This is a genomic window from Streptomyces flavovariabilis, from assembly GCF_000725785.1.
Classification (GTDB): Bacteria; Actinomycetota; Actinomycetes; order Streptomycetales; family Streptomycetaceae; genus Streptomyces; species Streptomyces hawaiiensis.
In genome coordinates this window covers 140,027-155,005 of record NZ_JNXD01000012.1, presented here as the reverse complement: position 1 = coordinate 155,005, position 14,979 = coordinate 140,027, and the positions used below count along the sequence as shown (strand labels likewise).

The window sequence follows — 14,979 nt, the reverse complement described above, 5'->3', positions numbered from 1 at the left end:
TCCTGATTCCGTCGTCCTGCGTCAGAGCGCGTCGGGTCCGCGCTCGCCGGTCCTGACCCGTACGGCCGTCTCGACCGGGATGGACCAGACCTTGCCGTCGCCGATCTTGCCGGTGCGGGCCGCCTTGACCACCACGTCGATCAGCTGATCGGCGTCGTCGTCCTCGACCAGGACCTCGATGCGGATCTTGGGCACCAGGTCGACGGTGTACTCGGCACCGCGGTAGACCTCGGTGTGGCCCCTCTGACGACCGTAGCCGCTGGCCTCGGTGACCGTCAGTCCGTGTACTCCGAAGGCCTGCAGGGCCTCCTTGATCTCGTCGAGCCGGTGCGGCTTCACGACGGCGGTGATGAGCTTCATGCGTCCACCTTCTTGCTCGCGGCTGCGGCGACCGGGGCCACGGCCGTCTTGGCGGCACCGCCACCGGCGCCGCTGAAGTCGTATGCGGTCTCGGCGTGCTCGGCCTGGTCGATGCCGGCGACCTCGTCGTCCTCGGGGACCCGCATGCCCATGGTCTTGTCGAGGATGAAGGCGAGGATCGCGGAGACGATCAGGGAGTAGGCGAGCACCGCGAAGACACCGGCGCACTGCTTCCAGAACTGGGTCAGGCCGCCGCCGTAGAAGAGGCCCTCGACCGTGGACTGGCCCTTGCCGCTGGCGAAGAAGCCGATCAGCAGGGAACCGACGACACCGCCGACCAGGTGGACGCCGACGACGTCCAGGGAGTCGTCGTAGCCGAACTTGTACTTCAGGCCGACGGCCATGGCGCACAGCACACCGGCGATGGCGCCGACGGCGATCGCGCCGAGCGGGGTGACCGCGCCGCCGGCGGGGGTGATGGCGACGAGGCCCGCGACCGCGCCGGAGGCGGCGCCCAGCGTGGTGAACGCGCCGTGGCGGATCTTCTCGTAGATGAGCCAGGCCAGCATGGCGGCGGCGGTGGCGACCTGGGTGTTGACGAACATCAGCGCGCCGACGCCGTCGTCGTTGCCGAGCCAGGAGCCGGCGTTGAAGCCGAACCAGCCGAACCACAGCAGACCGGCGCCGAGCATGACCAGCGGCAGGCTGTGCGGGCGCATCGGGTCCTTCTTGAAGCCGACGCGCTTGCCGATGACGAGGATCACGCCGAGCGCCGCGGCACCGGCGTTGATGTGCACCGCCGTACCACCGGCGAAGTCGATGACGCCCAGCTCGAAGGCCCAGCCGCCGGTGCCCCAGACCCAGTGCGCGACCGGGAAGTAGACGACCGTGGCCCACAGGGCGATGAACAGCGCCCAGGCGCTGAACTTCACGCGGTCCGCGAGGGCGCCGCTGATCAGGGCGGGTGTGATGATCGCGAACATCAGCTGGAAGACCAGGAACACGAACACCGGGATGGTGTAGCCGGGCCACAGCTCCGTCAGGCCGATGTTGCCGAGGCCGACCCAGTCGGAGTTCCAGCCGATGAGGCTGCCGGAGTCGGTGCCGAACGCCATGGAGAAGCCGTACAGCACCCACAGGATGGTGACGATCCCGAGGCTGATGAAGCTCATCATCAGCATGTTCAGGGTGCTCTTGACGCGGACCATGCCTCCGTAGAAGAAGGCCAGACCCGGTGTCATGAGCATCACCAGGGCGGAACAGATGAGCATGAACCCTGTGTTCGCGGCAGACAGCTTGGGAGCTTCTGCGGCAAGGGTGATGGCTGGTGCCATCGGCGTCTCCTCGTCATTGGTACGGCCCCGTGCGGGCGAAGCCTCGAGCGGAATGAGGGGTGGGCCGGTTATGCGCCACGAGATTGGCGCAGCGCGGTTTCGGTGGAAGCCCCTCGTTGTTTCGCGGCCGTGACGAAGGCGCCTGCTGTGTTACGCCTCGATGAACTGCCGGATTGCGGTCGCGTCGATCGTTATCGTGGCGCAACCTTCGGTTTCAGGCAGCCGGGGGAACACAGACCGGCCGCGGTCGGCCTTCCGATGACCTGGCATGGGGGAGCCGAGTCGGGCAGTTCAGGAGGGCCGGCCGCGGCCGGGGTTCCGGGGTGGTGCGGCTTCTCAGACCGCCTCGGCGGTCTCGGGCAGTTCGGCGGCGAGCCGCTCGGTGAGGTCGACGACCTCGCCCAGGTCGCCGAAGTCGCGGGCTGCGGTGTCCACGGTCTTTCGGATACGGGTGTTGACGCGCTCGGAACGGACCTTCTTGGCGACCTGCATGGCCTCGGTGGCGAAGACCGTGCTCTGCTCGGGCTCGCGCTGGAGGAGGTGCACCGTGGCCATGCCGATCAGGTTCAGCGCGTACGACCGCTGGTGCTCGCCGTCCTCGGCGAAGAGCTCCACCGCCCGGTTCATCAGGGGCTCGGCCAGCGAGGCGTACGCGGGGCTGCGGCCGGCGACGTAGGCCAGGTCGCGGTAGGAGTGCGAGTTCTCCCCGTACAGCTCGGCCTCCGAGAAGAAGCGGATCCAGTCGGGGTCCGGCTCGTCCCACTCGTCGGCCTCGGAGAAGGTGTCCTCGGCCATCCGGACCGCGCGCTTGCACTTGCCGGGCTGCCCCATGTTCGCGTAGGCGCGGGCCTCCATCGCATACAGCATCGACTGGGTGCGCGGGCTCGCGCAGTCCCGGCTGCCGTACTGCGCGAGGTGGATCAGCTCCAGCGCGTCGTCGGGCCGTCCGAGGTGGATCATCTGGCGGCTCATGCTGGACAGCACGTACGAACCGAGGGGCCGGTCACCGGCCTCCTTGGCGGCGTGCAGCGCGAGGACGAAGTACTTCTGCGCGGTCGGCTGGAGTCCGATGTCGTACGACATCCAGCCGGCCAGCTCGGCGAGTTCGGCGGCGACCTTGAACAGCCGCCGGGTGGTGCTTTCCGGCTGGGGCTCCTGGAGCAGGTCGGTCACCTCGTGCAGCTGGCCGACGACCGCCTTGCGGCGCAGACCGCCGCCGCACTGGGCGTCCCACTGCCGGAACATCACCGTCGTGGACTCCAGGAGGTCCAGCTCGGGCCTGGAGAGCCGGCCGCGGGCGCGCCCGGATCCGCCGGCGGGCTCGGGCTCGGAGCGCGGGGCCGGGGGTGAGGGGACGAGCCAGCGCTGCATGGGCTCGATGAGGGCCGGGCCCGCAGACAGGACCAGCGAGCTCCCGAGGAAGCCGCGCCGCGCCAGCATCAGGTCGCTGCGCGAGAACTCGCTGAGCAGGGCCACGGTCTGCGGGCCCGTCCAGGGAAGGTCGACGCCGGTCGCGGAGGGTGACTGGCGCGCGGTGCGCAGCCCCAGGTCCTCGACGGAGACGACGACGCCGAAGCGCTCCGAGAACAGCTCGGACAGGATCCTGGGGATCGGCTCGCGCGGGTTCTCGCCGTCGAGCCAGCGGCGGACGCGGGAGGTGTCCGTGGAGATGTGGTTGGCACCCAACTGCCGTGCCCTGCGGTTGACCTGGCGGGCCAGCTCGCCCTTGGACCAGCCGCTGCGCACGAACCAGGAGGTGAGCAGCTCGTTCGGGCGCTTGTCAGCGTGCGTCGCGCTCGCAGCGTTCGTTCCGCTTCCGCCGTTGCCGCTCACTGGAACGCCCCCATCCCTGAGACCACTTGTCGCCGAGTGCGCCAAGCCCTATCAGCATGCCGGTCCGTACGGCCGTCCGTCCGGCCCTTGTCACCCTTCGAACGGAATGACGACTTGCCTCCGGCATACCCACGAGTGCATGTGCCCCCAGGACTCGTGCACACAAAGTAATCCTACGATCACCCGTCCAGCCACGGCTCACACGGAAACGCCACCATTCGCCACCCCTTCGAATGAACTCACGTACGGCTACGCGCGATTCACTTGACACGACACAACCAGAAGCGGGTGCAGCGATGCACTCGGGGGCGCGCATCGTCGGGCACACCACCCTGGGCACTTCCGGACGCTGAGTGAACGCACCGCCATCGGGAAGGCGGAAACAGAGAGTCACGCACCGCGTCCGCAGCGTAACCACCGGTGTGTCGAACCCGTTGGAGGGGGCATGGGCTTCACGATCGGCATCAGCCGGGGCATGCGCGACATCCGGTCCGGTTCACGCCGCCGCGGCCGCACGTCGGACGGCACGGCCGTGGCCGAGTACACCGGGCTGTGGGGCTGGGACGTGGTCCCGGGCGCCCGGGCCTCGGCGGGCGCCTGCTCCTGCGGCCGCGGCGACTGCCCGGCGCCGGGAGCACACCCGCTGGACTTCGCGCCGGTACTCCCCGGCGGCGCGACGCTGGACGACGTGACGGAGGCGTGGGGCGAGTTCCCCGGCGCCTCGGTGATGCTGCCGGTCGGCCGGGCGTTCGACGTCATCGAGGTGGCCGAGCCCGCCGGCTGCCGCGCACTGGCCCGGCTGGAGCGCATGGGCCTGCCCGTCGGCCCGGTCGCGGCGACCCCGGACGGCCGCGCCCACTTCTTCGTCGCCCCCGGCGCCGCCGCCGACCTGCCCGGCCTGCTCTACCGCATGGGCTGGGACGACCCGGACTCCCTCGACCTGCGCGGCCTCGGCCCGGGCGCGCACATCACGGCGCCGCCCTCCGACCGCGGCGGCCTCGGCCCGGTCCGCTGGCTGCGCTCCCCCGCCCTGGACTCGGCGTCCCGGCCGCCGGAGGCCCGCCTGGTGCTGGGCACACTGGCCTATGTGGCCCACCGCTCGCGGGCCTGACCGCGCCACGGACGTACACAGCGAAGCGCCCGTCCCCGACTGCATCGGGGCGGGCGCTTCTGCGACGCACGGATCGCGCGGTACGGCTGCGGGGAGGTCACTCCCCGATAAGGGCGTCAACGAACGCCTCCGGCTCGAACGGCGCCAGGTCGTCCGCGCCCTCGCCGAGCCCGATGAGCTTGACCGGGACGCCCAGCTCGCGCTGGACCGCGACGACGATGCCGCCCTTGGCCGTGCCGTCGAGCTTGGTCAGCACGATGCCGGTGATGTTGACGACCTCGGAGAAGACCCGTGCCTGGACCAGGCCGTTCTGGCCGGTCGTGGCGTCCAGGACGAGCAGCACCTCGTCGACCGGGGCCTGCTTCTCCACGACCCGCTTGACCTTGCCGAGCTCGTCCATGAGGCCGGTCTTGGTGTGCAGGCGGCCGGCGGTGTCGATGAGCACGACGTTCGCGCCCATCTCCTTGCCCTCCTTGACCGCGTCGAAGGCCACGGAGGCCGGGTCGCCGCCCTCGGGTCCGCGCACGGTGTGGGCGCCGACGCGCTCGCCCCACGTCTGGAGCTGGTCGGCGGCGGCGGCCCGGAAGGTGTCGGCTGCGCCGAGGACCACGCTCTGGCCGTCGGCCACCAGGACGCGGGCGAGCTTGCCGGTGGTGGTGGTCTTGCCGGTGCCGTTGACGCCGACGACCATCACGATGCCGGGCTTGCGGTCCTCCGGCTCGGTCTTGACCGCGCGGTCCATGTCGCGGCCGACCAGCGTGACCAGCTCGTCGCGGAGCAGGGTGCGCAGCTCTTCGGGGGTGCGGGTGCCGAGCACCCTCACGCGCTCGCGCAGGCGCTCGACGAGCTCCTGGGTGGGCAGCACACCGACGTCGGCGGTGAGCAGCGTGTCCTCGATCTCCTCCCAGGTGTCCTCGTCGAGGTGCTCGCGGGACAGCAGGGTGAGCAGTCCCTTGCCGAGGGCGTTCTGCGAGCGGGAGAGCCGGCTCCGCAGCCGGACCAGACGGCCGGCGGTGGGTTCCGGGACCTCGATCTCGGGGGCTTCGGCGGGCGGCTCCTCGACTACGACCGGAGCCGAGCCGTCCGGGAGATCCACCTCCTCTATCGTGCGCCGCGGTTCCTCCCGCGGCGTCTCGGCCTCGTCGCCGACGTGCGGCTCGGCCGGTGGGGCGGTGATGTCGGGCGCTGCGGGCGGGGGCGGGGGCAGCTGCTTCTTGCGCCGGCTGCCGACGATGAGCCCGCCGAGCGCGCCGAGCACGACTACGGCGATGACTACAGCAAGGATGACGATGTCCATAACGCGTCCAGTATCAGTCATGGGGCCCCGGGTCACCCTGCTCGCACCGCCCCGGAAGGCCGCGGGCCGCCGGATCCCCACACCCCTGGATGTCTGACGCATCGTCAGCTAACGTCCCCCGGACACCCGCCCGGTGGAGGGAGACGCCCCCATGCCCGTCACGGTCGCACGCTTCAACCTCGTCGCTCCCGGGGCCGGCCCCGCCGAGCTCGGTGCCCGGTACCGGACGGCCCTGGAGATGGCCGCGTACGCCGACGACCGGGGCGTTAGCACCGTGCAGACGGAGGAGCACCACGGGGCCGGAAACAACTGGCTGCCGTCCCCGTTCGCCTTCGCGGGGGCCGTCTTCGGGGCCACCCGGCGTGTCGCGGTCACCGTCTCGGCGATCATCGGCCCCCTGCACGACCCGCTGCGGCTGGCCGAGGAGATCGCCGTGCTGGACCTGCTGAGCAACGGCCGGCTCGTGACGGTCGCCGGGATCGGCTACCGGCCGGAGGAGTACGACCTGTTCGGCGTGGACTTCGCCCGGCGCGGCACGCTCCAGGACGAGCTGCTGGAGACCCTGCTCAAGGCGTGGAGCGGCGAGCCCTTCTCCTACCGGGGCCGCACGGTCCGTATCACCCCGCGTCCCTTCACCGAACCGCACCCGCTGCTCCTGGTCGGCGGCTCCTCCAGGGCAGCCGCCCGCCGCGCCGCCCGGCTCGGCCTGCCCTTCTTCCCCAGCGCGCATCTGCCGGAGCTGGAGGCGTACTACAAGGAGCTGCTGGTCGAGTACGGCACCGAGGGCTGGGTCATGATGCCCGCCGCCGAGACACCCCTGCTGCACGTGGCCGAGGACCCGGACCGGGCCTGGGCGCGGTACGGCCGGCACTTCCTGCACGAGGCGCGGACGTACGCCTCCTGGCAGTCGGGCGGAGTGCGCTCGGCGGTGAAGTCGGCCGCGACGACGGTCGAGGAGCTGCGCGCGGAAGGCGTGTACCGGATCCTCACCCCGGACGCGTGCGTGGCGCTGGGGCTGGACTCCTATGTCCTGCATCCGCTGGCGGGCGGGATGCCGCTGGAGGAGGGGTGGCGGAGTCTGCAGCTGTTCTGCGAGCGGGTGCTGCCGCGGCTGGCGGCCTGACGCTCCCGCTGTCCGCAGGCACTTTTCGCCGAGGCGGATGAGGTGCCCGGTTTCCCGCGGGAGGTGGCACCGCTGCGGGCGAACCTCGATACCGATCTCCGCCACCGGGCCGGGGGACAGGGCCGGCGTCCTGATGCGGTGAACGACAGACCACCGCCCCGGCTCGGGCAGTGGCCGAACCGGGGCGGTGGCGGATTACGGGGAGAGGGGCAGCGGGGACTTTGGCCCTTCTCCCCGAGTGCGTGGGATGGGCCTAGCCCATCTCCTCCAGGGCCTTGCCCTTCGTCTCCTTGACGAACTTCAGGACGAACGGGATCGAGAGCGCGGCGAACGCCGTGTAGATCACGTAGGTCAGGGAGAGGTTCCACTCGGCCAGCGACGGGAAGCTCGCGGTGATGGCCCAGTTGGCGATCCACTGCGCGGCGGCGGCCACGCCCAGCGCGGCGGCACGGATCCGGTTCGGGAACATCTCGCCGAGCATGACCCAGACGACCACACCCCAGGACAGGGCGAAGAAGAGGACGAAGATGTGCGCGGCGATCAGGGCGATCCAGCCCTGCGCGGCCGGCAGCTTGCCGTCGACCAGGTGGTACGAGAAGGCCCAGGCCTCCAGCGCCAGGCCGACGACCATGCCGACCGAACCGATGATCGCGAGGGGCCTGCGTCCGATGCGGTCGACGAAGATCATCGCGATGACGGTGCCGAGGATGTTGATGATCGACGTGGTGAAGGAGTAGAAGAACGAGTCCGTCGGGTCGACGCCGACCGACTGCCACAGCGTCGAGGAGTAGTAGAACGCGACGTTGATGCCGACGAACTGCTGGAAGACCGACAGGCCGATGCCGATCCAGACGATCGGCTTGAAGAAGAAGCTGCCGCCGAGCAGGTCCTTGAAGCTCGACCGGTGCTCGCTCTTCATGGCGCCCTCGATCTCGGCGACACGGGCGTCGAGGTCCACGTCCTTGCCCTCGACCTCGATGAGGATCTCGCGGGCGCGCTCGTGCTTGCCGACGGAGATGAGGAAGCGCGGGGACTCGGGGATGGCGAAGGAGAGCAGCCCGTAGAGGATCGCCGGGACGACCATGACGCCGAGCATGACCTGCCAGGCTTCCAGGCCCATCAGCTTGCCGCGCTGGTCACCGTCGGCGGCGTTCAGCAGACCCCAGTTGACCAGCTGCGAGACGGCGATGCCGATGACGATCGCGGCCTGCTGGAAGGAGCCGAGCCGGCCGCGGTAGGCGGGCGGGGCGACCTCGGCGATGTAGGCCGGGCCGATCACGGAGGCCATGCCGATGGCGAAGCCGCCGACGACGCGCCAGAAGGCGAGGTCCCACAGCGCGAAGGGCAGCGCGGAGCCGACGGCGCTGATCGTGAAGAGGACGGCGGCGATCTGCATGCACCGGATGCGGCCGATCCGGTCGGCTATCCGGCCGGCGGTGGCGGCGCCGACGGCGCAGCCGATGAGAGCGATGGCGATGACCTGGGCCAGGGCTGCGGAGCCGACGTCGTAGCGGCCGCGGATGGCTTCGACGGCGCCGTTGATCACGGAGCTGTCGTAGCCGAAGAGGAAACCGCCCATCGCGGCCGCCGCCGCGATGAAGATGACGTGCCCGAGATGATCGGGGTGAGCCGTCCTGGCTCCTGACTTGGGTGCCTGCGCTGTGCTGGTCACGTGTACTCCTCGGGCCACCGGCAACGCTGCCGGAGGGGATCAGCCCTTCGAGGTGCCACCTGAAGGTACCTGAAGGTAAAAGGAACGTTGCCGAGACTATTCCTTCAAGTTTCGAAGTCAATAGGTCGGCTGCTGGCAATCTGAGCCGGAGTGTGTCAGCTATGTGTTCAAGAATTGAAGTCATAGAGGAGTCGCAGGTGGGAACGGTGTACGTCCCACGCATCTAGCGGAGGCGCTGGCTGATGACCTTCGACACACCGTCGCCCTGCATGGAGACGCCGTAGAGCGCGTCGGCGACCTCCATCGTGCGCTTCTGGTGGGTGATCACGATCAGCTGGGAGGCTTCCTGGAGCTCCTGCATGATCCGGATGAGCCGCTGGAGGTTGGTGTCGTCGAGGGCGGCCTCGACCTCGTCCATGACGTAGAACGGGCTGGGCCGCGCCTTGAAGATCGACACGAGCATCGCCACCGCGGTCAGCGACCGCTCCCCGCCCGAGAGCAGCGACAGCCGCTTGACCTTCTTGCCCGGCGGACGCGCCTCGACGTCCACGCCCGTGGTGAGCATGTTGTCGGGGTCGGTCAGCACCAGCCGCCCCTCACCACCGGGGAACAGCCGGCTGAAGACACCCTCGAACTCCCGGGCCGTATCGCGGTAGGCCTCGGTGAAGACCTGCTCGACGCGCTCGTCGACCTCCTTCACCACCTGCAGGAGGTCCGCCCGCGTCTTCTTCAGGTCCTCGAGCTGCTCGCTGAGGAACTGATGGCGCTCCTCCAGCGCCGCGAACTCCTCCAGGGCCAGCGGGTTCACCTTGCCGAGCTGCTGGTAGGCACGCTCGGCCGACTTCAGGCGCTTCTCCTGCTCGGCCCGGACGAACGGCCGCGGCCGGTTGCGCGGATGCTCCGGATCCTCCGGCAGCTCCTCGCCCTCGGCGGGGGGCGAGGGCGGCACGAGCTGATGCGGACCGTACTCCGCCACCAGCCCCGCCGGTTCGACACCCAGCTCCTCCAGCGCCTTGGTCTCCAACTGCTCGATGCGCAGCCGCTTCTCGGCGCCGAGTACCTCGCCACGGTGAACCGAATCCGTCAACTTGTCGAGCTCGGCCTTGAGATCGCGCCCCTCGGTGCGGGCGCGGACGAGTTCCTGCTCCCGGCGGGCCTTGGCGGCCTCGGCGGCGGTGCGCTCCTCGTCGGCCCGGGCCAGGGAGACCTCGACATGAGCGAGCAGCTGCCGGGCGCCCGAGCCGACGGCCTCGGCGACGGCCGCCTCGTGCCGCAGCCGGGCCCGCCGCTGCTCGGCACGCGCGCGTGCCTCGCGCTCCGCACGAGCGGCCCGGTCCAGCGAGTCGGCCCGTCCGGCCAGGCCCTTGACCCGCTCCTCGTGCGTACGGACCTGGAGGCGGGCCTCCATCTCGGTCTGGCGCGCATTGGCGCCGTCGGCCGCGAGCCGGTCCCGGGCAGAGGTGTCGGGCTCCTCCTCGATCGGCATCTCCTCGGCGACGACGAGCCGCTCGGCGAGTTCCTCGACCTCTTCGAGCGCCTTGTCGAGGGCCTCCTGCGCCCGGGCCGCGGCGGCGGTGGACCGCTCCGCCTCCCCCGCCGCGCCGCGCGCCTGTCCGGCGAGCCGGCCGAGCTGCTGGGCGACGGCGGACTTCTCCCGGTCGGCGGCCCGGCGCCGCTCCCCCAGCTCCTCGACCAGGGCGGCGCCCTCCTTTCGGCGCTCGACAGCCGCGTGCTGGGTCTCCGTGAGCTCCTCGCAGCGGACGGCGAGCTCTTCCAGCTCGGCTGCCGCCTCGTCGACGGAGGCCTGTACTTCGAGGAGGCTGGGGGCGCCGGCGGAGCCGCCGTGGGCGAAGTGGGCGCCCAGCAGATCGCCCTCAGCGGTGACCGCGGTGAGGCCGGGATGGGAGTAGACGAGGTCCTCGGCGTCTTCCAGGGTGCTGACGACGACGATTCCCTGCAGGAGACGGCGTACGGCGGGCATGAGGTCGGAGGGGCCGCGGATCAGGTCGGCGGCGAAGGTGTGTCGAGCGTCTGCGGGCTCGTCGGGGCTGGTCGCGCGGTTCTCCTCGCCCCCGGGGCGAGGATCCCCTGCCAGGAGCAGAGTCGCCCGGCCTCCGTCCTGTTTGCGGAGGAGTCTGATCGCGTCGGCCGCTGAGGCCGGACTCGTCACGGCGATGGCGTCCGCCGCCGCCCCGAAGGCCGCTGCCAGCGCGACTTCGTAGCCCGGAGTCACCGTGAGGAGTTCGGCCGCCGGACCCAGGAGCCCGGAGAGGCGGTCCTTCGCCGCGAGCAGTATCCCGGTGCCGTCCTTGCGGCGCAGTCCGAGGGCGAGTGCCTCGTGGCGGGCCTGGGTGGCGGCGCGCTTGCGTTCCGCCGCCGTGGCCTCCTCACGCGCCGCGGTGAGGGCGGCCTCGGCCTCGGCCAGCTGCTGCTTCGCCGCCTCGTGCTGCTCGGCGAGTTCCGCGTCGCCGGCGTCGAGGCCGTCGACCTCGGCCTTGAGGGCCTCGTACTCCTCCTGGGCGGCGACGGCACGTTCCTGCGCCTCGTCGCGGGCCACCGCCAGGCGCTCGATCTCGGCCTGGGCGGAGGCCGCGCGGGAGCGGGCCGCGTTGACCTGGCCGCTGAGCCGGGCCAGGCCCTCGCGCCGGTCGGCGATGGCCCGGGCGGCGTCCTTCAGGCGCCGTTCCTCCTGGGTGAGCGCGCGTTCCAGTTCGGCGCGGTGGGCGACCGTGTCCTCCAGGGCGCGCTCCGCCGCCTCCAGGGCCGCCTCCAGTTCGGCCTCCTGCTCACGGATGCGGGCGGCCTCGCGCTCCATGTCCTCGGGGTCGCGGCCGCGCCGCTCCTCGGGGGGCGCGGAGGTGGCGCTCTTCACGCGGGCGTCGGCCAGCGAGATGGTGCCCCGCACGCGCTCGGCGAGCTGGGAGAGCTCGTACCAGGTCTGCTGGGCGCGCTGGAGGCGCGGCGTGAGCTGCCGTACCTCGTCCTCCAGGAGGGCCTCGCGCTGGAGCGCCCTGCGCAGTTCCTCTTCGGCGGACTCCTTGCGCTCCTTCAGCGCGGCCTCGTCGGCGACCTCGGCCTTGAGGGCCTCCCGGAGCCGTACGAGGTCGTCGGCAAGCAGGCGCAGGCGGGCGTCGCGCAGGTCGGCCTGGATGACGGCGGCCCTGCGGGCGACGGCGGCCTGGCGGCCGAGGGGCTTGAGCTGCCGTCTGAGCTCGTCGGTGAGGTCCTGCACGCGCGCGAGGTTGGCCTGCATGGCGTCCAGCTTGCGCAGCGCCTTCTCTTTGCGCCTGCGGTGCTTGAGGACCCCGGCGGCCTCCTCGATGAAGGCCCGGCGGCCCATGGGGTCGGCGTGCAGTACGGAGTCGAGCTGGCCCTGCCCGACGATCACGTGCATCTCGCGGCCGATGCCGGAGTCGGAGAGGAGTTCTTGAATGTCGAGGAGGCGGCAGGTGTCGCCGTTGATCTGGTATTCGCTGCCGCCGTTGCGGAACATGATCCGCGTGATGGTGACCTCGGCGTACTCGATGGGCAGGGCCCCGTCGGAGTTGTCGATGGTCAGGGACACCTCGGCACGGCCCAGGGGCGGGCGGCCGGTGGTGCCGGCGAAGATGACGTCCTCCATCTTGCCGCCGCGCAGCGACTTGGCGCCCTGCTCGCCCATGACCCAGCTGAGCGCGTCGACGACGTTGGACTTGCCCGAGCCGTTCGGTCCGACGACGCACGTGATGCCCGGCTCGAACCGGAGGGTGGTCGCAGAGGCGAACGACTTGAACCCGCGGAGGGTCAGGGCCTTGAGGTGCACGCCGCCGGACTCTACCGCCCGGGTCGGTCTCACTCCATGAACCCACGGTTTCGCCGCTGAACGCGCAGGGCACATCAGACGTTAAAGACGGTGAAAGGATGCGGGGGCAAGAAAGAAGGGACGCCGACGGGGCGTCCCTTGCACTTCTGACAACTTGGCGGTTGTGACGGGCGGCCCAACCACTGCTGTGCTGTTGTGGAGCGGTGCAGTGATCAGGTGAGCGCAGGCTCCGCCTGGTGTGCGTCAACGCTCTCCATGATCCTGTCGTGAGAAGCGGCAGCCGTCAGCGCTTCGTTCTCCGCCTGGATTCGTCCGAGCTCGGATTCCAGGTCCTGGACGCGCTGCTGGAGCCGTCGCATCTCGGCGAGGAGTCGAGGGTCGGAGCCGCCGACGTAACCGAGAAGCGCCTTTGCCATGATGGATGGTCCTCCACAATGCGTGACCGACCGCTGCGGTGTGGGTCGTGAGGGATTCGCACCCGCGGTATTGGCAGGGCCTGGAGTTGTACTGCCGTTCAGCCATGCCAAACAGCTAAGGTGCGCGGGGCTTTCAGCGTCTCACCAAAAAGTTTGACGGTCAACACGATCACGCCCCGTATCGGGGAGCGACCCGGGCGCGCGCGGCCTGGAACGGCCGTACTGCGGCTTCTGCGGGGCCCTCGGGGCGTGGCGATCATCCTTGCGTGTGAAGCGTGCCAAGGCAAGCGGTTCCGGCAATCACCAGCGAGTTTCCGTCCTGGGCGGTCGGCTGCGAGCCGTCCGCGGGCGGCCTCGGGAGCCGCCCGGCGGGTGTGGTCAGCGGATGGCGAAGCCGTCGTAGCCGCCGCGAGGTGTGTCCCAGATCTCGGTGACGCCGTCCACGCGGCCGGGCGTGTCGTCACTCTGGAGCCACTCCAGCAACCCCTCGCAACCCTCACGCCCGCCCTCGGCGACCACTTGGACCCGACCGTCGCCCAAATTGAGAGCAAAGCCACTCAGGCCGCCGATCTCCAGCGCCTTGGCCCGCGTGAACCAGCGGAAACCCACACCTTGGACGCGTCCACGCACCCAGGCGACCAGTCGCACATCCTCGCTCATGACTGCAACCTAACCGCCCGATCTCCCTCCGGGCACTTCCTCCACTTGCGCCATGCGGTACCGTCCCCCCTCAACGAATCTCATATGAAACTCACACGATCGAGTGAGTTTGGTGTTGATCTCGAGGACGAGTCGACCGCCAGGACGAGGAAGGCCAGGACATGGGACGCCACCGACGCTCCGACGCCGGCCGCGCCGCCACGGGCCGCGCCACGGGAATCACGCACGCCGACGGCTTCGCGGAGGGCCAGGATCCGCTGTACTCCGCCGCGGACGACGCCCCGACGATGGGCATCGCGCCCTATCTGAACCCGGAGGCGTACGCCGGGAGCTACGGGAAGAGCGAGGCCTACCTGTTCGGGGCGGAGGGGTCCGCCGCCGCGGGTGACCGCTACGGCGACACGGCCGTCTTCGCGAGCGACGGCTTCACGCCCGACGGCGGCGCCCGGCGCGCGGGTTCGCACCGCCGCCGCAAGAAGGCCGCGCGGCCGATGCGCACCGGGCTGCTCGGCGTCTCCGCCGCCGTCGCCCTCGGCACGGTCGCGGTCGCCACCGGCGCCGTGCCCGGCCTCGAGAACTACCAGCTCGGCGGCAACGGCGGGGCCGACAAGGTCCAGGCCGGGGACACGCCGACGAACACCCCGGTCGAGCAGGGCGGCACCTCCGGCAGCGCCGACAGCCGGGACGAGACGTCCACCAGCCGGGACGCCGAGCGTTCCGGCTCTCCGTCGCCGTCCGCCTCGAAGTCGTCGTCCGCCCCGACGAAGACGCCGGAAAAGTCGGAGAAGCCGGAGAAGACGCAGGAGAAGACTCCGGAGAAGAAGAAGCCGGCGGCCACCCCAAGCCAGAAGCCGGAGAGCACACCCTCCCGTACCGCCACGAAGGCGCCGAAGGCGCCCGGCGCCTCCGCCGCCCTGTCCGGGGAGTCCGCCGCCGCGGCGCAGGTGCTCAGCCTCGTGAACGAGGAGCGGGCCAAGGTGGGCTGCAGCCCGGTCGCCGCCAACAGCGCCCTGACCGACCTGGCCCAGAGCTACAGCGAGGACATGGCCGCGCGGGGCTTCTTCGACCACACCGACCCGGACGGCCGCACTCCCTGGGACCGGGCCGAGAAGGCCGGGATATCCAACCTCGGCGGCGAGAACATCGCCCGCGGCCAGGCCGACGCCGCCGCCGTGATGGACGCCTGGATGAACAGCCCCGGCCACCGCGCCAACATACTGAACTGCGACTTCAAGACGCTGGGCGTCGGCGTCGAGTTCGGCTCCGGCGGCCCCTGGTGGACCCAGAACTTCGGCTACTGAAGATGACCGACAGGTTGCACTAACTTCCAGTTAGTGCAACCTGTCGGTTAGCGCTGCGCTGGCGTAGGCT

General features: G+C 70.7%; 11 protein-coding genes. 3 read left to right on the top strand and 8 right to left on the bottom strand.

The annotated features are described in order from the left end of the window. Positions 1-21: 21 nt before the first annotated feature. The 3 genes from IO24_RS0122620 to nsdA all read right to left on the bottom strand — a co-directional run bounded on the left by IO24_RS0122620 (position 22) and on the right by nsdA (position 3,527). On the bottom strand, positions 22-360 hold the full coding sequence (locus IO24_RS0122620; RefSeq protein ID WP_031138161.1) for a P-II family nitrogen regulator: 339 nt from the start codon (positions 358-360) through the stop codon (positions 22-24). Continuing rightward, on the bottom strand, positions 357-1,694 hold the full coding sequence (locus tag IO24_RS0122615; RefSeq protein WP_031138159.1) for an ammonium transporter: 1,338 nt from the start codon (positions 1,692-1,694) through the stop codon (positions 357-359). Before IO24_RS0122615 ends, IO24_RS0122620 begins: the two co-directional genes overlap by 4 nt. Before the next feature lie 336 nt (positions 1,695-2,030). Beyond that, positions 2,031-3,527, bottom strand: a complete 1,497-nt coding sequence (gene nsdA, locus IO24_RS0122610) for a transcriptional repressor NsdA (protein ID WP_031138158.1) — start codon at positions 3,525-3,527, stop codon at positions 2,031-2,033. A gap of 445 nt (positions 3,528-3,972) precedes the next feature. Between nsdA and IO24_RS0122605 the strand changes: the two genes are divergently transcribed. Continuing rightward, positions 3,973-4,638: a bifunctional DNA primase/polymerase gene (locus IO24_RS0122605; protein WP_031138156.1), complete on the top strand. Its 666-nt coding sequence runs from the start codon at positions 3,973-3,975 to the stop codon at positions 4,636-4,638. A 97-nt stretch (positions 4,639-4,735) separates the two neighbouring features. Here IO24_RS0122605 and ftsY read toward each other — a convergent pair whose 3' ends face one another. After that, on the bottom strand, positions 4,736-5,935 hold the full coding sequence (gene ftsY / locus IO24_RS0122600; protein WP_031138154.1) for a signal recognition particle-docking protein FtsY: 1,200 nt from the start codon (positions 5,933-5,935) through the stop codon (positions 4,736-4,738). Positions 5,936-6,086: 151 nt separating this feature from the next. Between ftsY and IO24_RS0122595 the strand changes: the two genes are divergently transcribed. Beyond that, a complete protein-coding gene (locus tag IO24_RS0122595) occupies positions 6,087-7,058 on the top strand; it encodes an LLM class flavin-dependent oxidoreductase (protein WP_031138152.1) in 972 nt (323 codons plus the stop codon). A gap of 253 nt (positions 7,059-7,311) precedes the next feature. Here the strand turns inward: IO24_RS0122595 and IO24_RS0122590 are convergent, their stop codons facing one another. From IO24_RS0122590 to IO24_RS0122575, 4 genes are all read right to left on the bottom strand, one after another. Continuing rightward, complete coding sequence (locus tag IO24_RS0122590; RefSeq protein ID WP_031138150.1) at positions 7,312-8,730, bottom strand: sugar porter family MFS transporter; 1,419 nt, start codon at positions 8,728-8,730, stop codon at positions 7,312-7,314. 223 nt (positions 8,731-8,953) lie between these two features. Continuing rightward, positions 8,954-12,532 (bottom strand): chromosome segregation protein SMC, encoded by a 3,579-nt coding sequence (gene smc, locus IO24_RS0122585; protein WP_031138148.1) that lies wholly within the window; start codon positions 12,530-12,532, stop codon positions 8,954-8,956. Positions 12,533-12,744: 212 nt separating this feature from the next. Then, positions 12,745-12,948: a hypothetical protein gene (locus IO24_RS0122580; protein WP_030852030.1), complete on the bottom strand. Its 204-nt coding sequence runs from the start codon at positions 12,946-12,948 to the stop codon at positions 12,745-12,747. A 378-nt stretch (positions 12,949-13,326) separates the two neighbouring features. After that, positions 13,327-13,608 (bottom strand): acylphosphatase, encoded by a 282-nt coding sequence (locus tag IO24_RS0122575; protein ID WP_031138144.1) that lies wholly within the window; start codon positions 13,606-13,608, stop codon positions 13,327-13,329. 161 nt (positions 13,609-13,769) lie between these two features. Here IO24_RS0122575 and IO24_RS0122570 point away from each other — a divergent pair, with 161 nt between their 5' ends. Next, the gene (locus IO24_RS0122570) at positions 13,770-14,909 is read left to right on the top strand and encodes a CAP domain-containing protein (RefSeq protein ID WP_031138142.1); all 1,140 of its coding nucleotides are present in this window, start codon (positions 13,770-13,772) and stop codon (positions 14,907-14,909) included. Positions 14,910-14,979: the final 70 nt, after the last annotated feature.